This is a genomic window from Candidatus Thiodiazotropha sp. AKAK3, assembly GCF_058244645.1.
In genome coordinates, this window is record NZ_JBSYOQ010000050.1 from 170,182 (window position 1) to 192,850 (window position 22,669).

Annotated in this window: 13 protein-coding genes; 6 read left to right on the forward strand and 7 right to left on the reverse strand. The window is 48.0% G+C overall.

Annotated elements, in window-relative coordinates:
* Positions 1–97: 97 nt before the first annotated feature.
* Both AC4IE7_RS11185 and AC4IE7_RS11190 read left to right on the forward strand, forming a co-directional pair.
* Positions 98–1,219 carry an efflux RND transporter periplasmic adaptor subunit gene (locus AC4IE7_RS11185; protein ID WP_490776924.1) on the forward strand — a complete coding sequence of 374 codons (1,122 nt, stop codon included), beginning with the start codon at positions 98–100 and terminating at the stop codon, positions 1,217–1,219.
* A 35-nt stretch (positions 1,220–1,254) separates the two neighbouring features.
* Positions 1,255–4,299, forward strand: coding sequence for an efflux RND transporter permease subunit (locus AC4IE7_RS11190; protein WP_490776925.1), 3,045 nt, complete (start codon positions 1,255–1,257; stop codon positions 4,297–4,299).
* Positions 4,300–4,318: 19 nt separating this feature from the next.
* Here AC4IE7_RS11190 and AC4IE7_RS11195 read toward each other — a convergent pair whose 3' ends face one another.
* A complete protein-coding gene (locus tag AC4IE7_RS11195) occupies positions 4,319–4,573 on the reverse strand; it encodes a hypothetical protein (protein WP_490776926.1) in 255 nt (84 codons plus the stop codon).
* Between the two features lie 241 nt (positions 4,574–4,814).
* On the opposite strand from AC4IE7_RS11195, the gene AC4IE7_RS11200 reads away from it, so the two are divergent.
* From AC4IE7_RS11200 to AC4IE7_RS11215, 4 genes are all read left to right on the forward strand, one after another.
* Positions 4,815–5,825 carry a S1C family serine protease gene (locus AC4IE7_RS11200; RefSeq protein WP_490776927.1) on the forward strand — a complete coding sequence of 337 codons (1,011 nt, stop codon included), beginning with the start codon at positions 4,815–4,817 and terminating at the stop codon, positions 5,823–5,825.
* Positions 5,826–6,203: 378 nt separating this feature from the next.
* Entirely contained in the window at positions 6,204–7,967 is a 1,764-nt protein-coding gene (locus AC4IE7_RS11205) for a SulP family inorganic anion transporter (protein ID WP_490776928.1), read from the forward strand.
* Positions 7,968–8,417: 450 nt separating this feature from the next.
* Positions 8,418–9,293: a phosphate/phosphite/phosphonate ABC transporter substrate-binding protein gene (locus AC4IE7_RS11210; protein ID WP_490776929.1), complete on the forward strand. Its 876-nt coding sequence runs from the start codon at positions 8,418–8,420 to the stop codon at positions 9,291–9,293.
* A 7-nt stretch (positions 9,294–9,300) separates the two neighbouring features.
* Positions 9,301–12,117 (forward strand): EAL domain-containing protein, encoded by a 2,817-nt coding sequence (locus AC4IE7_RS11215; RefSeq protein ID WP_490776930.1) that lies wholly within the window; start codon positions 9,301–9,303, stop codon positions 12,115–12,117.
* A 37-nt stretch (positions 12,118–12,154) separates the two neighbouring features.
* Here AC4IE7_RS11215 and AC4IE7_RS11220 read toward each other — a convergent pair whose 3' ends face one another.
* From AC4IE7_RS11220 to AC4IE7_RS11245, 6 genes are all read right to left on the reverse strand, one after another.
* Positions 12,155–13,546: a sensor histidine kinase gene (locus tag AC4IE7_RS11220; protein ID WP_490776931.1), complete on the reverse strand. Its 1,392-nt coding sequence runs from the start codon at positions 13,544–13,546 to the stop codon at positions 12,155–12,157.
* A 39-nt stretch (positions 13,547–13,585) separates the two neighbouring features.
* On the reverse strand, positions 13,586–15,229 hold the full coding sequence (locus AC4IE7_RS11225; protein WP_490776932.1) for a c-type cytochrome: 1,644 nt from the start codon (positions 15,227–15,229) through the stop codon (positions 13,586–13,588).
* Complete coding sequence (locus AC4IE7_RS11230) at positions 15,226–15,987, reverse strand: SCO family protein (RefSeq protein ID WP_490776933.1); 762 nt, start codon at positions 15,985–15,987, stop codon at positions 15,226–15,228. The genes AC4IE7_RS11225 and AC4IE7_RS11230 overlap by 4 nt, the downstream gene beginning before the upstream one ends.
* A 46-nt stretch (positions 15,988–16,033) precedes the next feature.
* A complete protein-coding gene (locus AC4IE7_RS11235; RefSeq protein ID WP_490776934.1) occupies positions 16,034–19,228 on the reverse strand; it encodes a Calx-beta domain-containing protein in 3,195 nt (1,064 codons plus the stop codon).
* Positions 19,229–19,253: 25 nt separating this feature from the next.
* Positions 19,254–19,835 (reverse strand): hypothetical protein, encoded by a 582-nt coding sequence (locus AC4IE7_RS11240; RefSeq protein ID WP_490776935.1) that lies wholly within the window; start codon positions 19,833–19,835, stop codon positions 19,254–19,256.
* Positions 19,836–19,915: 80 nt separating this feature from the next.
* The gene (locus tag AC4IE7_RS11245) at positions 19,916–22,657 is read right to left on the reverse strand and encodes a cadherin-like domain-containing protein (protein ID WP_490776936.1); all 2,742 of its coding nucleotides are present in this window, start codon (positions 22,655–22,657) and stop codon (positions 19,916–19,918) included.
* Positions 22,658–22,669 lie beyond the last annotated feature (12 nt).

Below are 22,669 nucleotides of genomic sequence, written 5' to 3' on the forward strand. Positions count from 1 at the left end.
TACCTGTCTATTTTTTTTAATCGGCGCTAAAGTAGAGTATTAACAAAGATTATAAAAAGTCCAGCCACTGGACTGTCTGCTGGGGAGTTCAATAAAAATGAGTGGGTCAAGAAATGGCATCATCGGACTAACCATGGTCTGTCTATCTCTCTGTGGATGTAGTGAACCTCCTTCGGCTGAACCGGTAGATGTGGTGCGTCCAATCAAGAGTTTTCTGATTGAAACAACGTCCAGTGGCGCTATCCGCACTTTTCCAGCACGGATTGATGCTGGTCGCAGGGCCGAACTCTCTTTTCGGGTATCCGGGGTACTCAATCAGTTGCCAGTCAAGGAGGGTGATCAGATAAAGGCGGGGCAACTGGTTGCGGCACTCGATCCAACCGATCTTGAAATCGTCTATAACGACCGAAAAGCCAACTATGACAAGGCTAATCGTAATTTTAGTCGCGCTAAGGAACTGATCAAGAAAGGCAATATCTCCAAAATGGATTTCGACAAGCTTGAAGCGGAATTCAAGAGTGCCAGCGCAGCCCTTAAGGCGGCGCAGCAGGACCTCAACTACACCAAGCTCACGGCCCCCTTCAATGGCAGCATTGCACTACTCAACATTGACAACTATGAAGAGATACAGGCCAAACAGCCGGTACTCGTCCTACAGGACATTTCTGAACTCGAGGTAAAATTCGATGTACCTGAGAGCCTGCTTCGGGGATTGACATCCGCAGACAGAGAGAGAGCCAAAGAGAATGTTCTGGTTACTGTCTCCTTCGCCGACATTCCCGGCAGCCGTTTCCCGCTGACCTTTCGCGAGATAACAACCCAGGCAGATGCCAAGACCCAAACCTTTCAAATTACCTACACCATGCAAAGAGTGGATAGTGCCAATATCCTACCGGGCATGACCGCAAAGGTGACTGTTGATTTCAGTAAATTAAGTAGTGACAGCACAGTCTACACAGTACCAGCCAGCGCCATTGTTGGTGACTACAAACTTGACCCCCTGGCCTGGGTTGTAGAAGCAGAGAGCATGACCGTCGAACCCCGAGTGGTAAAGGTTGGACGTCTCCTCGGTGAAAATATTGAAGTCTTTGAGGGGTTAGAGCCTGGAGACCGTATCGTCACAGCCGGCACCCCCTTTCTGGTCAAGGGCATGAAAGTACGACTGATGCCGGACAAAGAGCAGGCCATGCAAAGAGCGGAAGATCTGAAGTACCAGTAACGGGCGACAAAAAGAAGAATCATTAAGGGGCGCACATGAATATCGGGGAATACTCCGTACGCACACCGGTCATCTCCTGGCTGCTGGTCATCATACTGGTCGGTGGTGGTCTACTCAGCTTCGACAAGATGGGCAAGTTGGAAGACCCGGCATTCACCATTAAAAATGCCAAGGTAATCACTCTCTACCCCGGTGCCTCCGCACAGGAGGTGGAAGATGAAGTAACCTACCATATCGAGGATGCTATCCAGCGCCTTGAGCAGGTCAAGCGGATCAAGATGTCGATCTCCAGACCCGGCATGTCCGACATCTCCATAGAATTCAAGGATAAATACCGAGCGGGAGACTTCCCCGACATATACGATGAGCTGCGACGCAAGATTGCAGACATGAAGAACAAGTTACCACCGGGCGCCCAGGCTCCGATGGTAATCGACGACTTTGGTGATGTGTATGGTGCCTATCTGGCTGTCACCGGTCAGGGATACACCTGGCGAGATCTATGGGATTTCGCCGACTACCTCAAACAGGAACTGGTTTTAGTGCCAGGAGTGCGTAAAGTCTCCATCGGTGGCACACAAAAAGAAGTTGTCTATGTGGATATCTCACGTGAGCGGCTCGGCGAACTGGGTATCTCTCCTTCAGCCATAGCCCAACTGCTGCAGTCCCAGAATACGGTGGTCACCGCAGGCCACGGCAGTGTCAATCGCGAACGTCTGCGTATCGTACCCAGTGGCGAGTTACAGTCAGTCACCGACATAGGCGATGTAATGGTTGCCTCTGAAGATAAACGCCTTATCTATCTGCGGGACATTGCCCAAATCACCCGTGCATATGATGAAGTGCCCAGCCAGATGTACTACCTGGACGGCAGGCCGGCACTGACCATAGGTATCTCCATGCAGGCTGGTGAAAATGTGGTGGCGGTGGGTGAACTACTCAATGCCAGAGTTCATGAGCTGATCGGAAGTATCCCTGCCGGCATGCAGATTAAAGAGATCTACAATCAACCCTTGGAAGTGGAAAAGTCAGTCAGTGGATTCCTGGTCAGTGTAGGTCAGGCAGTGGCCATCGTGATCATAGTCCTGCTGCTTTTTATGGGGTTGAGGGTTGGTCTGATTATTGGCGCCGTACTTCTGATCACCGTCTCAGGCACTCTGTTGCTGATGTACATAGACGGTATCGAACTACAACGGATCTCCCTTGGCGCTCTGGTTATTGCTCTGGGTATGCTGGTGGATAATGCCATCGTAGTCGCCGAGGGAATGCTGGTACGTATGCAGAGCGGCATGAGTGCGGCCAACGCATCCAGGGAGACTGTGGCGAAGACCATCTGGGCGCTGCTCGGAGGTACTGTTATCGGCATTCTGGCCTTCTCTGCAATTGGACTCTCTCAGGACAGCACCGGTGAATTTGCCAACTCTCTATTCTGGGTCATCCTCTACTCACTGCTGCTCTCCTGGGTCACCGCAATCAGTACAACCCCCCTACTCTGTTCAATACTGCTGAAACCGGGTTCGGCTGAGGCGGGCCAGGGTGAAGACCCCTATGGTAAAGGCGTCTTTAAACTGTTTCGCGGTGTAGTGGACAGCGCCGTGCGATTGCGCTGGATTACAGTTGCCATGGTGATTGGGCTGTTTGTGCTGGCAGTGGTCGGCTTCGGCAGTGTCAAGCAGGCCTTCTTTCCTGAATCCAACACACCAATGTTCTTTGTCGATGTCTGGGAGATTGAGGGAACCGATATTCGCGCCACCCGTGAGGACACCCTGCGCATCAACCAGTTTCTGATGGAACAGGAGGGGGTGGAGCAGACCAGCATCAGCATAGGCAGCGGCCATCAACGATTCACTCTTGTCTACGACCCCAAAGAGACCTCAGCAGTCTATAGCCAGATCATCGTTCATACCGATAGCAGAGCGCGTATCGCTGAGATCTGGGCAAAGGTGGATCGCCACATCAAAGAACACTACCCCTGGACAGATCCGATTATAAAATCCATGCGCATCGGCCCAGGCAGAGACAGCAAGATTGAGGCACGCTTTCAAGGTCCAGATCCGGTTGTATTGCGCCAACTTTCTCAGCAGGCCCAATCGATCATGCGAGCTGATTCCGAAGCAAAGGATATCCGTGACGATTGGCGGCAGCCTGTAAAACTGATTCGCCCGATTTTCAATGAGCAGGCTGGTCGTCAACTGGGTATTACTCGTGAAAACCTGGCTTCGGCACTGCAATATGCTATGGATGGAACCCCTGTAGGGCAGTTCCGGGATGGCATACGGGTTCTCCCCATCTACATGCGTGCTTCTGAGGATGAACGAAGTGATGTAGGCAACCTGCGGGATATCGTGCTTTGGAGTCCGGTATTGAACCAGTCAGTGCCTGCAGCTCAGGTAATCAATGGCTTCGAAACGGTATTCGAAAATCCACTGATCCGATCCCGTGATCGTATTCAGACCATTATCGCTTCATGCAATCCAACTACAGAATTGGCCACTCCCCTGTTCAGCCGTTTAAAACCTCAAGTAGAAGCAATCGAACTACCGCCTGGTTACAATTTCAGTTGGGGTGGAGAGTATGAGGATTCGAAGAACGCACAGGCAGGATTAGCCAGCTCCCTGCCCTTCGGTTTTCTGCTCATGATTTTGGTCAGCATTCTACTATTCGGCAGACTCCGCCAGCCATTGATCATCTGGCTGACCGTACCTTTAGCCATAGTTGGTATCACCGCCGGATTACTTGGCTTTAATGGTGCCTTTGATTTCATGTCACTGCTTGGCGCCCTATCCCTGATCGGGCTATTAATCAAGAATGCCATCGTACTCATAGATGAGATAGACCAACAGATTGCCAGCGGTAAGCAGGCCTACGACGCAATCCTTGACTCGACTGTAAGCCGTCTGCGACCAGTAGTGTTGGCGGCAGCCACCACCATTCTCGGATTGATACCACTGCTACAGGATGTATTCTTCGTCAACATGTCACTCACCATCATGACAGGACTGGGTTTTGCTACACTCTTGACGCTGCTATTCGTGCCAACACTCTATGCAATCATGTTTAAGATTAAACCAACCTCATAAACAGATAAGCTGAGCGCCCTTAACTATTAAGTGAGGCACCAGCAATTACACCCTGAGGCAAAGTGTCGGGAGCTGGCGAGAACTGCAGACGCTTAATTGAAGTCAGCGGTATGACATGCAGATGGCCATCGGCTTCAATAACAAATCGATCTGTCTTCATAGCGTCATTCAATTTACTCATAAGATCAAAATGATCCTTCGCTTGCTTGGGAAAGGTGAAAGTCTCATTTGAGCCATCCAGATAGTGAATTGTCAAAAAGCGACTTGCTGACATCTTTAACCTCTTTATTATGTTGGGGCCTGTTAACACTAATAGTCAATCAGAGAGTTACATCAAGCTTAGTAGTATCAGGTTATTGATTCAACACGCCTCGCCATTGGGATATTAGCATTGATATCTTGATAATATATATTTCTGCGTTACTTGAAATCAGCGACCATTGGTTTTTACTCTTCTCTGATCCATAGTAGTAGAATCGGGTTAATAACCAAACTTTCAGTAGGATTTTCAGACATTGAACCAATCAATTTTTTTGTTTCTTTTATCTCTACTACTATTTCCAGTCATAGGTCATGCAACTAATTTCAGTTCGTTGTTTGCGAAAGTAGATCCCGCTGTTGTTACACTCCATACCTATTCAAAATCCCCTCTTTCCGAAAAAGTGGATCGAGGTATTGGCACAGGTATTGTTATCAGCAACAAGGGGGATATTTTAACTGCCGCACATGTTGTTCATACAAGTGATGCTGTTCATGTCGAATTCAAAGATGGTCAACGGGCGTTGGCTAAGGTAATAGGCTCTGAGCCTGCAGCAGATCTCGCCCTACTCCGGTTACAAAAAATCCCTGATAATCTAATTAGTGCTGAGCTTGGAGATTCAGACAAAGTCGCTATTGGTAACGAGATCTTTGTAATAGGCTCACCATATGGCCTGCACCACACATTAACCACCGGTCATATCAGTGCCAAACACTCAGGGCATGATTTAGGTAAATCTTTCCTACTCGGTGATTTTTTTCAAACTGATGCCGCCATCAATCAGGGCAATTCCGGAGGTCCGGTATGTAATCTCAATGGTGAAGTGATCGGAATAGTCAGTCACATAGAGAGTACATCTGGCGGAAACCAGGGTATTGGCTTTGCTGTTACTTCAAATACCGCACGCAGATTGATGTTAGAAAGGAGCAACTTTTGGAGCGGTCTTAACGCCATTTCCATTACCCCAGATATTGCCAAGGCTATCAACTTTCCTCTTGAGCAAGGGGTGTTAGTGCAAAAAATCGCCGATGGCTCAGCTGCAGACAGATTGGGATTGCGTGAAGGCAGTGTTCCAGCAACTATTGATGGTCAAGAACTCTTGCTGGGTGGTGACATCATCGTCTCTGTTGCCGGCATTCCTCTCGATAGCCAAAATAGCCTGCAAGCAATACGAGGCAAAATTGATCAATATAAAAAAGGACAATCAATAAACATTCAGATCTATCGAAAAGGGATGTTGGCTGTTTTAAATCTTAAGAAACCCTAAACCCACTGTGACCCTCCATATTAGATCACCCTATCGATCCAGGCATTGCAAAACGCAACGATAGTTACGGATTGCAACAAACCTTACATCTCACACAATTCAGTAGTTCTACGACATTCCTGTGAATGAACGATTGCAAAATGCAACGCCATCAAATCAGCGCCTCTAATTATCTACTTACAATCAATAACTTAACGGCACCGACTCATGGCACGAACAGTGCAATAAGATCATTAAATGGTGAACATGACACTGGATGTTTATAGCTAGACAAGGCTGTCATAGGGGTGAACAGAACCAGATCATTCATGTTGCACTGCAATTCAAGCATCAGTCTCACAACATGAGACTCATGAATTTCATAGAAGTAAAAATTTCATGCAAACAACGACTCATCCTGCCTGGTGGAGCTGGTTTCTACCCTTTCTGAATTGGCTGCCAAATACGTCAAATCGTGATCTGCGTGCCGATCTATCTGCCGGATTAACCGGTGCCATTGTCGTGCTTCCCCAGGGGGTTGCCTTTGCTGCCATTGCTGGTATGCCACCGCAATATGGACTCTACGCAGGTATGATACCGGCTGTCATTGCAGCCCTCTTTGGCTCCTCGAAGCACCTTGTATCCGGCCCTACCACAGCGGCATCAATCGTACTTTTTTCAGCCCTGTCGGTTTACGCTGAACCTGGGACTATCGACTACGTCTCTCTGGCGTTGACCATGACTTTTCTTGTTGGTCTGTTTGAATTGGCCCTGGGTCTCGCACGTATGGGTGCTCTGGTCAATTTCATCTCCCACTCGGTTGTTGTAGGTTTTACTGCCGGTGCAGCGATATTGATTGCTGCAAAACAATTAAAGTACTTTTTTGGCATAAGCATGGAAGGTGGTGGTCATCTACACGATATTCTCATCCAGTTTGCTTACCAATTCAGTCAAATCAATGTTTATGTCACCAGTGTTGCCCTATTCACACTATTCAGTGGTGTGTTGGTAAAACGCTGGTTACCGCAGATTCCATACATGATTTTTGCGATGGTATCCGGCAGTCTATTAGCATTTGGTCTGAACCAGTTTCTCGGTGAATCCATTACAGGCATTGTTACAGTCGGTGCTTTACCAGATACCTTGCCGCCTCTGTCAGCCCCCAATCTCACCCTGGAGAACATCAAGAATCTAGCCCCATCTGCACTAGCAGTCACCCTCTTTGCACTTACCGAGGCTGTATCTATTGGTCGCTCCCTGGCAGCACGTGGCGGTTATCGGATCAATGGAAATCAGGAATTTGTCGGTCAGGGTCTGTCAAATATTGCCGGTGCGTTTTTCTCTGGATATGTTGCAACAGGCTCTTTCAACAGAAGCGGCCTCAACTACCAAGCAGGGGCTAAAACCCCAATAGCGGCGGTCTCAGCAGGCCTCTTCCTGATGGTGATCGTGCTCCTGGTGGCTCCATTGGCAGCCTATCTACCAAAAGCTGGCATGGCAGGCATTCTGTTTCTGGTTGCCTGGGGATTGATCGACTTTAAAGAGATCAAGCATATCCTCCACACCTCCAAACGGGAGAGTGGTGTGCTAATGGTCACCTTTTTCAGTGCGCTTTTTCTGGAACTGGAATTTGCTATCTTTGCCGGAGTGCTTCTCTCTCTTGTCCTCTACCTGGAGCGGGTTTCAAAACCTTTAATCACCTCCCGCATTCCAGATCCACGTCTGCATAAAAGAGCCTTCTCATGTAACAGCGAACTGCCCGAATGCCCACAATTGAAGTTCGTTCGTATCGATGGTTCGCTATTTTTTGGCTCGGTCAACCACGTTCAGGAGAGATTCGACAAAATAAGGTCGGAAGCACCGCAACAAAAACACCTCGCGATCATCGCCCAGGGTATCAATTTCGTCGATCTTCAGGGTGGTGAGGCGATAGCGGAAGAGGCTCGTCTTAGAAAAGAGAATCAGGGTAACCTCTATATAACCAATGTCACCAAAGGATTGTGGACCTCTTTGGAAAAATATGGCTGTCTGGATGCGACGGGAGCCAGAAACGTTTTCCAATCAAAAACCGCAGCAATCAGGGGTATATACCAAAAACTGGACAAATCGATATGCGCCAGTTGCACACAGCGTATTTTTCATGAGTGTCAGAAAAAACCTTAACAACAATAACTCACTGTCTTAGTTAGGCAAAACATATAACCTTGCTCACTAAAACCAGGGATGGGATGGCAAATTTTGGAATCCTTCTAATTGACACTTGATCGAGTGTATGTGCTACAACCGGTTTATTAACTGATCTAAGGCACTCCTGATATTTAAAGCTATTATTGTTGTTCAGGGAGGTGCCTGCAGCCTTCTCCTAAGACCAGCGGGCCATGTCAGGTCTCTTCTAATCCTGCATGGAGATGGACTGAGTAACAGTTTCTCGGCTTTGCTCTGGTGTTTGCCATGTCCCCTAGTGAATAGACTGCTTCTGGGCCAAATCGGAGGTGTTAATCTTTTTAGCCCCCCTGCCGCTAGGGTTCTAGTGACAGAGTACAATTTTTGGACCGCTTTTTAGATATGTGGAAGTTATCGATAATTGCAAAACCACTCCTTTGGATCCCCTTGTTGCTATTGCTAAGTGGCTGCGAAAAGGCAATAGAACCCAGCTATAAACCCACATTTTCAACCACACCGCCAATAACTGATACTGTCTATCACTTTGGTGTCCACCCCCTGCACAATCCTCAAAAGCTATATGCGGTCTTTAGCCCTCTAACGGATTATCTCAGTGAGCAAATCCCAGGGGTAAGATTCAAGCTTGAAGCATCGCGCAACTACGCCGCTTACGATAAGAAACTCTATGCCGGTGAGTTTCATTTCAGTTTACCCAACCCCTTTCAGACTATTAACGCTATTGACAAAGGCTACCGCGTATTTGCGAAGATGGGAGACGACTCAAATTTCAGAGGTATCATTCTGGTCAGAAAGGATAGCGGAATTAGTCGGGTCTCAGATCTAAAAGGCAGAAAAGTCAGCTATCCTGCACCCACTGCCCTGGCCGCCACAATGATGCCCCAATACTATCTGCAAACTAATGGGGTTGATGTCATGAAGGATCTTGATAACCGCTATGTTGGTTCTCAGGAGTCCTCGATCATGAACGTATACCTCAAACAGACAGCTGCGGGTGCTACCTGGCCACCGCCCTGGATAGCATTAGCCAAGCAAAGACCTGAGCTGGAAGAGGAATTATCGGTTATCTGGGAGACTGACTCTCTCATCAATAACAGCCTGGTGGTTCTACCCGAAGTACCGAAATCAATTGTGCAACAGGTTCATGATCTGCTCGTCAATCTGCATAAACACGAGCCTGGAAGAGAGATTTTAAGACCGATGGAACTGTCTCGATTTGAAACTGCTGAAAATCAATCTTATGATGTGGTTAGGCAGTTCATCGATAACTTTACACAGAAAGTTCGCCCTGTAGGCGGTGCTGGCTAGTCATATTATGCTGAAGCTGTTTCACCACTTCTGGACTGCATCCATCGGGCGTCAACTGATGCTCGGTATCTCCTTGGTCCATGCTTTTCTGATGAGCGTCTTTGTCTATGACCTGGTCACTCGCCAACAGGATTTTCTGCTGGCTCAATCCCAACAGCAGGCTATCTCCTTAGCCGAAACGCTGGCAGCTAATGGCACCTCCTGGATTCTGGCCAGAGATTACATCGGCATCGAAGAAGTTATTCTCTCTCAGCAGAAGTTTCCTGGCCTGCAATATGCCCTTTTTATCGATCTGCAAGGCCAGGTACTGGGCTATACAGACCGCAGCAAAGTGGGTAGTTATGTCAATGATGCTGTCAGCCTGCAACTATTGCAGGCACCTAAAACCACCCAAATCCTTCTCGACAACCCCCTGCAAATCGATGTTTCCCACCCAATCATGGTTGAAGAGAATCATATTGGCTGGGCCCGGGTAAGTATCAGCCGTGCAGCGATTACTGAAAATCTTCAAGTAGTTACCCAGGAGGGGCTGTTCTATACCGTAATTGCCATCTTCGTCGGCGTCATTTTTGCCTGGTTGATGAGCCGTGGTCTAACCCAGGACATCCGTAAACTGGCTGGATTCGCCAAAGGCATTGAAGCGGGAGATCGCGATCAACACTGCCATCTGAAACGACCAGACGAACTGGGTCAATTATCTGATGACATGAATCATATGCTCGACACCTTGGTTGAAAGGGAGAACGAGGTCGAATTGATGAATGAGCGCATCAGTGCCAGCGAAGAACGACTGCGCTATGCGTTGGAAGGGAGCAATGACGGCATATGGGACTGGGATTTAACAACCAACAAAGTCTACTTTTCACCCCGATGGAAAGAGATGCTGGGTTATCAGGAACATGAGATTGCTGATCACTATCAATCCTGGGAAGATCTGATCCATCCCGAAGACCGACCCGCTGTGCTTAGCAACCTCAAGGCTCACCTGCAAGATCCAGCTTCAACTTATGAAATCCTGCATCGTATGCGCCATAAAGATGGCAGCTTACGCTGGATATTGACCCGTGGCCGTGCCTGGGGAAATAGCGATGGGGAAATGGTGCGAATGGCCGGCACACATGTTGACATTACTGAGCAGAAAGAACTTGAATCAACCCTTTATGAAGAACGGGAACGCGCATTAGTCACCCTAAGCTCTATTGGCGATGGCGTCATCACTACAGATGCAAATGGTCTCATTACATTCCTAAACCCAATTGCAGAGAAGCTGACCGGCTGGCAAAACGAGGATGCAGATGGCAGGACGCTGGAAGAGGTCTACCCAATAATTGATGAGAATGAGCGTACCCCAATAGAAAACCTGGTAGAACACTGCTTGCGTGAGGAGCGGGTTATCAACCTCGGCTACCAAACCCTGCTGATCAATCGAGAAGGCATAGAGATAGCCATTTCAGACTCCGCCGCACCTATACGCAATGAATCAGGCCAGATCATTGGGGTGGTTCTGGTATTTCATGATGTATCCGTTTCACGGCAACTGCAACGGAAAATTGAATATCAGGCAATGCATGACAACCTCACTGGATTGTGGAGCCGTACTGCATTTGATCAAGAATTAGAAAAGCATGTCGGACTTGCATTGAATGGTATGGGAGAGCATGTACTGATCTATATCGATCTGGATCAATTTAAAGTTGTCAACGACACAGTCGGTCATGTGGCAGGTGACGAATTACTCAAGCAAGTTGCTACTCTGCTGCTGAGTCATACCCGGGAGTCTGACATGCTCGCACGTCTGGGGGGTGATGAATTTGGATTACTAATGAAAGGCTGTGATGTTGATCACGGCCTTAATACTGCAGAGCAACTACGTAGCAGTCTCGCGGACTTCCCCTTTGCCTGGGAGGAACGTCATTTTCAGATCGGCGCCAGTTTCGGGATAGTCGAAATAAATAGTGATTTGCCCGATCCAAACGCGTTGAGTCTGGCTGATCTGGCCTGCTACAGCGCAAAGGAACAGGGACGTAACCGAACGCACGTCTACCAGGCAGATGATCAACTGATGGTTGAGCGACGCAGTGAGATGAACTGGGTTACACACATTAAAGCGGCACTTAACGAAGAGCGGTTGGTTCTCTATACCCAACGCATACAACCCCTCTCACGGGAGGCATCCTCCAGAATCTATCACGAAGTTCTAGTCAGAATGGTCGACGAAAACCAACAACTTGTAATGCCCGGACAGTTTATTCCTGCCGCAGAGCGGTATGACATTATGCATCGAGTGGATGAATGGGTGATTCACAAAGCATGTAACTGGTTAATGATCCCTGAAAACAGTGATATCAGTCTTTTCATCAATCTCTCCGGTGGCTCTCTAGCCAATCGCCATATCCTGGAAGGTGTTGAGGCACGTTTGCATCAAAACCCTGAATTGGGCGAAAGAATCTGTTTTGAGATCACTGAAACAGCCGCAATAGGAAATCTGCAGAAGGCCCTAAACTACATAGGGAGACTGAAAAGGCTCAAGGTAAAATTTGCCTTGGATGATTTCGGCAGTGGTTTGTCTTCTTTCAATTACCTTAAAACACTCCCCGTAGATTATGTAAAAATCGATGGGTGTTTTATCCGTGACCTACCTGATGACCCCCTGGATGAAGCAATCGTGGAGTCTATCTGCCAGATCTCCAGACAGCTGAATATTGAGACCATTGCTGAGTTTGTTGAGGATCGAGCAATCATTGACTGGCTGACTGCAATAGGCGTTGATTTTGCCCAAGGTTATGGTATCGAAAGACCTCAGCCTATCCAGCTGGCTGACTGACACTGAGAAGTAAAATTTAGTGAATCTCCGAATAGGTTCAAGATGACCAGACTGACTGTACTACCAAATGATCTTTCTCCATCGCAAGGATATAGAATTCACCACCTGAAAGAATTGTTTTCTCCTGCAAAGATATAAAGAAACCAGGCAACTTATTCTGATACTTTGGTTCAATCATATTACTGTCAATCTCAGCACGTAGAACCAGGTGATTTTCCACCTTTTCCATAGTGAAGTTTACTTCACCATCCAGGTGTTCATCTAAACATATCATTTTCAGTGTATCTTTAAACATTCGATAGAGAATTGATTTCTGATCCCGATAGATCTGATCCTCATCAACCGCGATATCTATGCTGATTTGCAAACCTGTCGTGATCGTATGGCACTCAGAGACAAGTGAGTTCAAAGCCGCCTTAAGCCCAAAATCATCCAGACTCGGAGGCCGAAGATCTATCGCCACCGACCTTATTCTATGAGCCGCTTCTTGCAACACAGGTATGATATTTTTTGAAAGCTCGGTTGCGTTATCGTCTTCATCCAGCTCACCAATCGACAAAATATAGCGCTCTAGCTGCATTTTTACACCAGACAAGGTCTGCACGACATCCTCATGCAGTTCAAATGCAATACGCTTTTTCTCATCCTCTTGAGCTGTAATCATTTTCGAGGTCAGAAACTCGAGAAGCTTTTTCTTCTCTCTGGTCTCTCTGTTTTGGCGCTCTATAATACGTTCTGATCTTTTGATATGCAGCAGTAGGAAAAAGTAGAGGAATGCCATCAGAAGCAGGATGACGATCAGTAACAGAAAAGTGGTTTTATTCGCCTCAACAATATAACCACTAATGTCTGAGTAGATCTCCATCACCCCAAGAACGGGAGATTTCTCAGTAGCTCTAATTGGCACGTAAGTTTGTACCAAGCTATTCTCTTTAGTCGGTCTGAAGAGCTTAATAGTGCTCTCATAGACCGTACTTGTTGCTGGAATACCACTGATTGCAGAGGAGAAGGCCTCGTTGTGCTCTTCATCATCCTCTATGTAGGATGGGTCTGTCGTATAGACCACCTTGCCAGAAAGGTTGTAGAGCTTGATTCTGACCACATGGGTGTCAGAGAGCATTTTTCTGATGACACGCTCCAATACCGGCTCAAACGGCATATGTGATATTTCGCGGTCCTTATTATTCTTAACCACATTGAGAAACATCACAAAATGGTCATTCAGGGCATACTCTGTGGCTATGGTAAGAGTTTCGTTACTTCGCTTGCTGGCATCTTCAATAATTGAAAGTGCTTCGAATCGTATGAAAAAAAAGATAACCACTAAGGTTGCTGCCATTGCGGCTAGACTGGTTATACCATAGCGCTTGGCAAGACGATAACCGGTAGTATTTAGTTTTGTCCCTGAGGGTTCCATATTTTCAAGCACACTATCCAGTCTAGCTGTTAGCGTTGTAACCAGCTGGGGTCAGGGTGCTTGCCAATTGGTAAGCTGAACCAACCCACCACCTTGATTGTCGACTGTTGCAATGTAGAACCCTCTGGAGACGAATCTTTGCCCTGGGGCCAAACTAACCCTTGGATATATGGAAGTATAGGGCAAATCGTCAACCATATGTTCTATTTTTTCGATCATATAGTCGCGATAAAAGTATCCTCGTATCTGCTTTACCGCATCTCCGGCTGCTTTCATGGCAAAGTAAGCATTGGCCTGAATCTCCTTGGCCTGGGGGTTATAGATACGTTTTGACTTGAACCACCCGGTGGATCTGAGCAGCAGGCGGTTCAGTTTCGATGGCATCTCAGAAGAGTGAACAAACCTCAGATTACCCCGAATCTGTTTGGGAATCGATTCGGTTGAGGAACCATAGAAACGGGTTGAGAGATAGAGAGCCGGTCTCTGCTCCTGGCTTTTTGCCAAAAATTTAGCCAGCAGTTGGTCGGATTTAGCCTTATTAGCCCAGATTACTAAAGCCTGTTCGGCATCAAGCGGGTCAATATGTGTCAAGCCCTCAGAAAGCTTATCGAATTGAACCGTTTTGACTGCCATACCACGCTGTTCCATAGCAGATATAAATCTGTTTGCGGCAATCTGGCTCAATGGATCAGAGCGATCTGCTATTTGCACAATCTCACCCACCCCTTTCCATGATGAAAGATGAGAGGCCAGTGCCTCCGCTTCCTGTGCAACCCCTCTATCAAGATAGAGATTATAAAAACTTACATCTGACTCAACCGGAGTCAGTGTTGTGGGGAAGAGACAGGGCAAGGCGTTCGATTGGCAAAATTCATGCACCTTCTCCCAACCCTGGGGGACTAAACCGTTGAGAACTGAAAATACTGGTGTTTCCCTGTAATAGGCTTCCAGCTGTTCCGGCCAGCTCTCAGGTGAGCCCTTCAGCTCCCAGACATGAAGCCGCCATTTTCTATAGGGCTTGAGTAACCACTCCTTATGCCAGGGTGCGTTCTTAGCCCTTTTAGACTCATAACGGGTCTCAATATTCTTCTGCTCAAAGTAACCCTGCATAACATCCAATAGCGCTTTATTCTCATCGGCAGAATTTGTCTCGAGTATTATTGTCGCGAAATGTATATCCACTTCATCTACACCAGGGGAGATCTCCTGGGAGAGTGTATTCATATAGGCGATCAAACCCTCTACATCTGCCTCATCCAGCTCATAGCGAGGCATAAAGGGATCAAGTGGATCACCATTGGCATCAACACCATCACGAACAGCCCTGAGTAGACTCTCTTTGGTATAAGCTGGCCGGTAGACTGGTGGCTCCGGGGGTTTGGTGATGGGCAGTTTCAGTGGTTTGAACAGCATATGCCCCGCAATGGCTGGCACTACCTGCTGCCCTTCTGTCGAGCCCATGCCACTTCTTCTATGGCAGGTTTCGCAGATCAGTTGATCCCCTTCCACCTGAATATCATTCTGAACAACAGCCCTGACCAGCTTGCCTGAAGCACGCTTGCCCTCTGTATATATCTTTTGGCCTACCAGGTAACCCTCGGAATCGATCTCTGCGTTAAGCAACGAGGGTGATGAATAACCAACACAGCTAGCTAGTAGTACAGCGTTGAGCAAGCCATGGGGCTTTTTAATCATTGTTTTGTCTTGTTCAAAATATTTTTATACTCTTTGACGATATCCTCAGCACTGGCCAATCCATCTATACGGGTCCAGGCACCTTCTTCACCACCTCGAATCAAGGTAATGGGTTCGTGGTTCATTTTTGATCCACGGAAGATATCAAATGCTTTTTCAACAGCAACCACGTCATTATAACTACCTGTATAGAATTTCCAATTCTCTTTAGCTTTAAAGCGCTTTGAATATTTCATCAACTGCTCAGGCGTATCATATTCCGGATCGATGGTAATCGAGATCATTGATACGCTCTGATCTTCACCCAATATTTCCTGAACCTGGTGAAAACTGGCAGACAACACAGGGCAGATAGTCGTGCAGGTGGTGAAAATGAAGTTGAGCATGACTGGCTTATCGGTATTCAGAAGCTGAGGCAGGTTGGTATCTTCACCCTCATGAGAAGTCAGTACAACATCTGGAATCGAATAGTTGGCGGTATCCACCTTGTAATCTTTCTGATCCATCATCATCTGGTGATGAGCATGATGATCATGTTGGGCTTGTTCACTCATATTCATCGACACCCTGAACCTGTCTGAGCTTTTACTATTCTCAGATGGTTTGGTAACACAATCCATCTTGAAGGGGGGAAGCAGAGTCTCTTCGTTCTGTTTGGTTGCTATTTCAGGTAAATCAGCTGAATGTGCAATAGAGGCACATAGCATTCCACAGAATAACCATAAACCTTTACTCTGCTGCCTAATCAGTAATGCCATTTTATAACTACTCCAAACAGTTTAATAACTAATGCTTTACTCGCCCTTACAGACGAGACCTGCTCGCTCGTGGATTTCGGTAAAGCAGAACCAGACTACACAGCAACATAGTGAGCAGCATCAGATCGAGACTTCCGCCTCCGCCACCACCGCCGCTATCACTACCACCTCCGTCACCGGGATCTGTTGTTGTCGTCTCATCGTCAATAATCGTAATCAGCAAACTATTGTTAGCGCTATCAATCGTCGCACTGCCTGATGCATTGCCTAAAGTAAAGGTGATTGTCTTATCTCCATCCTCTACCGTGTTGTCAATGATCTCCACATCTATGCTCTTTGACGACTCACCATCCGCAAACTGAAGCGTTCCTGTAGTGACATTGAAATCAGTACCAGCTGTAGCATTCGAAGAATCCACTGTCAGATCCACCGTGATAATTCCGCTGGTGGATGTAGCCCGAGTGATGGTGAATGTTGCGCTCGCAGTTGATTCATCGACACTCAGACTGGTTGTCTGGAAGGCAAGAACGGCAGTATTTGAAGGTACCTCATCATCGGCAATGGTGATAACTGAATCACTTTGAGCCCCCAGCACAGCACCACCCTGTACATTACCAAGCTGCAATGCGATCTGTTCGCTACCTTCCAGCTCGCTGTCATCATTGATGGTAACCACAAAACTCTTAGCGGTGGTTTCACCATCAGCAAAATTGATTCTGCCAGCAGTAAACTCGTAGTCCGATGAAGCAACAGCCGATATATCAAAAGTGGCATAGTCAACACTGATGGCACCAGTCGAGCCATCGCTTCGGGTTACATTAACCGTGACGCTGGCGCCATCTTCGGTAACATCGTAATTGACCAGCGAGAAGCCTACAGCACCAGCTGCAGGTGCGGTATCATCATCACCCAGGCTAACTGTAGAGGTCACCTGACTACCAAATATGGCACCGAAAACCGTGCTTAACTCGATATTGATAGTCTCACTACCCTCATAATTACCATCATCGATAAGGCTGATATCAAAACTCTTGGAAACCTCGCCATCGGCGAACACCAGGATTCCGCTGGCAACGTCATAATCACTACCAGCCGTCGCAGTACCATCACTGGTGGCATAGTTGACTTGTGCTGTTCCGGAACTGCCACCTACACGCTCGACAGTAATGGTCACGCTGCCATCGAACTCTTCGGCAGAGTATTCAGCTGTTGTGAAGCCGATGGCACCAGAAACTGGAGCCAGCTCATTATCATCAATGGTTAACGTGGCACTATTGTTGGCGCCTAGTACAGCACCACCTGTTGGACTGCTCAGGGTGATATCTATCGTTTCATCACCTTCGTAAGCGCTATCATCTATCAGGCTGATCTGGAATGTTGCAGACGAAGCACCATTGGCAAGACTCAAGGTACCCGATGCGGCATTGTAGTCCTCACCAGCGGTGGCACTACCATCTGAGGTTGCGTAGTTGACAGTGATTGCACCTGATGTGCCACCGGTTCGGGTCACAGATATGGTTGCAGTGGCTGAATCCTCAGTCTGACTGAACTCGCTGAGACTGAACTGTAAACTGCCAGCGCTTGGTACCGGATCATTATCGTGGATGGTAACGCTGGCCATAACGGGCGTGCCCAAAACCGCATTTCCAGATAGTGAACCCAGGCTGACAGCAAAGGTTTCATCATTTTCATAACCGCTATCGTCAGTGATTGGAACATTACAGTGCTGAACGATCTCTCCACTGGCGAAGTTAAGCGTGCTCTGTGTGGCGGTATAGTCGCTGCCGGAAACCGCACTCGAATTGGTACTGCTGCAGACCACACTCACAGCACCGCTGCTACCATTGATACGGGTAACCGGAATGCTGATCTGAGTTGCGCCTTCAGTGACCTCGTAGGAGGCACCACTAAACTGAAAACTGCCACCAGCAGCCGCAGGCTCATTATCAAGAATAGTCACCTCAGTGAAATCCTGATCTCCCAGACTTACGCTAACCGGGTTACTCAGACTCACCATGAAGGACTCCGAACCCTCCTGTGAGCTATCGTCAGTGATAGCAACAGTAAAACTCGCACTGATCTGGCCATCGGTAAAACTCAAGGTACCAGAGGTACTGGTATAATCGCTGCCAGCACTGGCTGAGGTATCAGCCGTCGCATAGTCGACTGAGCCACTACCCAGTGAACCTTCATTTCGCTGTACAGTAATCGTTACACTGCCTGCACCTTCCGTAACCCTGTACTCACTGCCACTGAACAGAACTTGGCCAACAGGCTGGGAATCATTTTCCTGAATTGTCAGTATGGCCGAGTTCAATACCCCAAGGTCGCTCCCACTCAAAAGCAGATTGACGGTTTCATCACCTTCATAGACACCATCATCGATGAGATCCAAGGTAAAGGTTTTGCTGCTCTCACCGTCAGCGAAATCGAGCGTCCCTGAAGTGTCTGTATAGTCCTGGCCACTGGTAGCCGTACCACCAGTTGCGATCTCATAGTCGACAGAAAGTGCACCAGAGGTTCCACCACTACGCTCTACTGTAATCTGTACACTGGAAGCGCTTTCACTGACGCTGTAAGTTGCACTGCTGAACTGCAGCTTCTGTCCAGGAAAAGCCCCAGCTTGAGCAGCCAGGGTGAAGTCATCTGAGAAAAAGGTATTTGCTTCCGGACCAGTCTCATCAACTGTTTCAATGAGTAGTGTAGAGAAGCCACCATCATCGATGAAACCGAGGAAACTCCAATCGAATACAGTCGCCTGCTCGCCTGTGAAATCCACTGTATCGCCATTGGTGGTAAAACCCAGTTGCGCGCCACCAGAGCTGCGAAACCATCCACCAACACCGTACAGGGTAATCCCATTGGCAGTGAGGGTTATCTTATCTGGCACCAGATGACCATTATCTTTATCAGCGGCAAACAGCAGATAGCTGCCTTCATGGACATCCCCGCCTCCGGTGCTGGTTCGTACTCCAGAGACGCCAGTGGAACTGGCAGCCCAGGTTACACTCTGGGAGGTTACGCTCACCTGAGGTGTGGTACGGGTTCCCGCCCAGTCGCTACCCTCGAAGCTTTCAGTGGTCATATCCACCGAAACTGAGGTCAAAGCTGCAAGATCCTGTATGTATTGAGCTTCGGCATTGGCATCACAGCAGTAAACTGTCACTGCTGCATGACTTTGAAAGGAAAAAAGGAGGGCAATCAGCGAGAGAATCTTTAAGGCAGGATTCCTGGTGAGCATATATCCATCTCTTATGATAAGTGGTTCAGTTAACAGTCAAATTAGCGGCTTTAAAATCCCCTATGACCATGGTCACCTTCTCACCTGATTTGACATGTGCATCAGGATTTGCAAAGACCATGTAGTAGGTCCTATCCGGCTTAATGTTCTTGCCACGATTGGTGGTGCGGAAAGCACCGACTTTCGCTGCCATAGGTATAGGTAGTTTAGCATTTGAGCGTTTAACCACCAGTAGAGGTTTAAAGCGGTTGTCAAAAAAGACTTTCGCTTTTTCCACATCCAGAACGCGAAACCGAAAATCGATCATATAGCCTGCGGCAGTAAGCCTGAGACTGACCAGTTCCACACCCCATTTCTCTGCGATATGCTTGGCCATCTCCTTGTCAACCACGGGTTTCAGGGTTACAGCTTTAGCGACTGGGGGACGCCAGGTATCAACCGCCTTTTTACCCTCCTTCTGAGGCACTTGAGTTTCACCGGCTTTTGCAGCCAATGCGAACCCCATCAGAACCGATGCACAAACGATTAAAACCAGGATAATTAAGAGCGGATTCTTTTGCAGTTCAACGTCCCTGCAATCCAGTTCAGTAGTTTCTTGAGTTTTCATAGCCAACCAACTTTTACAACTTTAGATTATGCCAACTCAGTGATCGACCCCGCTCCAAGCAGGATCGATCACCTAGTTCACTATGGCATGATAAACACAGGATAGTTCGTGTAGACAGCATCTACAAAGCCTTCAACTTCAACCCTTAGAGTATCGCCAGGTTGTGGCTCAGGACCAATGTTGTTTGCATTGATACTCCAGGTGTTATTGGCGTTGTTGAGTACTACACCACTGTTATTCACATTGACGTTGGCATGGGGAACAATCTCTGCAACATCAACGCCATTACGCACCAGGAAGACATGTACCTGTGTGCCAGGTGGAATACTCACATCCGCCCTACCCCGAATACGCCAATCATCGTTCGCCGGATTGGTATCTTCACGCAGGTTGTACTCAGAACGGTTGATCGACACCAGCCTCATAAAGTCGGCCTGGGCCTCAAGACTGACTGCACCGTTTGAGTCGGTTGCCTGATAGGTCAGACTGCCAACTACACCAGTTGCAACACTGTCGACTGTTATGGTGGCAGCGCCATCCACACCAACCAGTTCAGGTGTAATTCCATCAGGATCGTTAACCTCAGCTGCAGTCATGGTGTCGCCTTCGAGATCGACATCATTCGCCAATACACCCAGTGCAGGGATATTGAAGATTGTCTCCAGAGGTTGGCCATCAGGATCCAGGGTGGTCAAAGTAGCATCCGTCAACAACAGGGTGTCAGCGTTCGCCTGTGGTGCATCATTCTGAGGAGTAACTTCAATGGTTACCGTCACCAGATCTGAGTTAAGCATTCCATCGTTCGCCATGTAAACGAAGCTTGTAGTGCCGCTGAAATCTGCAGCTGGCTCATAGTGGAACGAACCATCAGGATTAAGCACAAATGATTCTGGAAGGTTATCGCGAATTTCCAGTGGTGCACTGACCAACACCGCAGTGATCGGGTCACCATTAGCGTCGGAATCATTCTCCAGCACACCAGGAGCAGCCACATCAAAAACAGTGTCTTCAAGCATCACATAGTTTTCAGCTACACCGACAGGAGCAACAGGGACATTTTCCATAATGTTAATGGTAACTTCTGTTGCAGGATCTGATTCAACATTTACATTGTCAGTAATGGTGTAGGTGAAGGTCAGTGCCAGTGGCAACGTGCTGGGCGGCGTAACTGGTGCCTCATAGGTACAAGCACCTGTTAAGTTGACACAGGTCAGCGTACCTACTGTGATGCCTGTAGCATCCAGCGTGACGATTTCGAGAGCATCACCTTCATTGTCTAGATCATTCAGTAGAACGTTGAAGTCCACCGTCGTACCAGGCTCGACATTAACTTCATCATTAACCGGACTTGGTGCCTCATTGCCGATCATTTCCACAGCGACCTGAGCAGTCACCTCGTTGACTCCATCGGAAACGGCGTAGTTGAAAGTTCCGGTACCCTGGACATAGAAGCCCGTGTTGACATCGATCTCTGGGGTGAAGGTACAACCGCCAGCGGCCAGACAATCAACGGTACCACCTAAACCAGTGACAAAGGTATCGGTGTTGGCAATGTTCAGACTCAGTAGCATACCTTCTGGATCTGAATCGTTGGCGAGCACATTAAGCACGCCCTCTACACCTGTAGTTGCTTCAAGTGGATACTGAATGGTAAGTGTGTCTGGCTGAGGAACTGGAGGCAGGTTTGCAACACTGGTTCCGAAACTCAGAAAACGAAGCATACCGCCTACCGTGTCGCCCTGAGTGATAACTTCAGGATCACTGGGATTGGTCATATTGCCATTACCATCGTAGAGCGCATAGCGCCCTGCCAGTGCTGGTGTAATGATGACATCCTTGGTCTTCAATGGTGGCAGTCCGACTGAATATTGCTCGCGAGGCGCATATTCAAAATCTCCCGCAGCACTGTTCTGCCAGTTATAACGAATACCGTCCTCTGCGTGGATAACACCGTGCATACCTTGCAAAACCGGTACATGCTTCTCACTGGAAGCGCTCAAAAAGCGCAGCAGTGTAGGTTCACCCGCACTACCCAGCGCAAGATCCGCCATTGTCTCCACATAGGGTTCGCCATTGATCAGGAACCACTTGGGATGGTAATGGATGGGGGTGTAGTTGGGGTCACCAGCTGCAACCGCCGCATTGTGATCCGGATCGATCTCACTATAGAAGAGGATCTGTTCGTTAACGAATGGTACCCCTTCATAGACCTGGCCAGCAGCAAAACTCTTTGTTGCAGCGCCATACAATCCCATATAGACCTGCAACTGAGGCTCTGTACCAGAGTAGTAGGTAAAGGTACCACCAGGATTGGCGATTTGTGTACCGCGATTATTATTCCAGATATATCGCTGTTTACCACCCCCTGCATCGGCTTCACGTCCATATGAGCGTACTCTCTGGGTCGAATTAATACGAGAACCAACATGATTGTCATTCCAAGTTGGACCGTTATTGTTCCTTGACCACGGACGCTCCTGACCCGTCATGAAGAGAGAGGTTGGAACCGGAAGAAGGTTGGTTAGAAAAATCCTGACATTCTCCATGCCTGGGGGAATAACCAACTCAGGTCCTGGCGCAGTAGCCTCAGGAGTTGTACAAGCAGTATCTGTCGTAGGCGTTGCTGCCGCATAACAAGTGCCTGCCGCATCATCCTCTGCGTAACCCCACATGGTCACAGTGCTGCCATCTGGTAAGGTTTTGGTGAACTCTTTAGCAATCAGATAGAAATCTATTGCCATAGCCGGTCCACTCGCTAGAGCCAAAGCACAGGCAATAGCGATAGGTTTGATCTTAGCATTCATGATTTTTGACCTTTTCATTGTCTCTTTCTC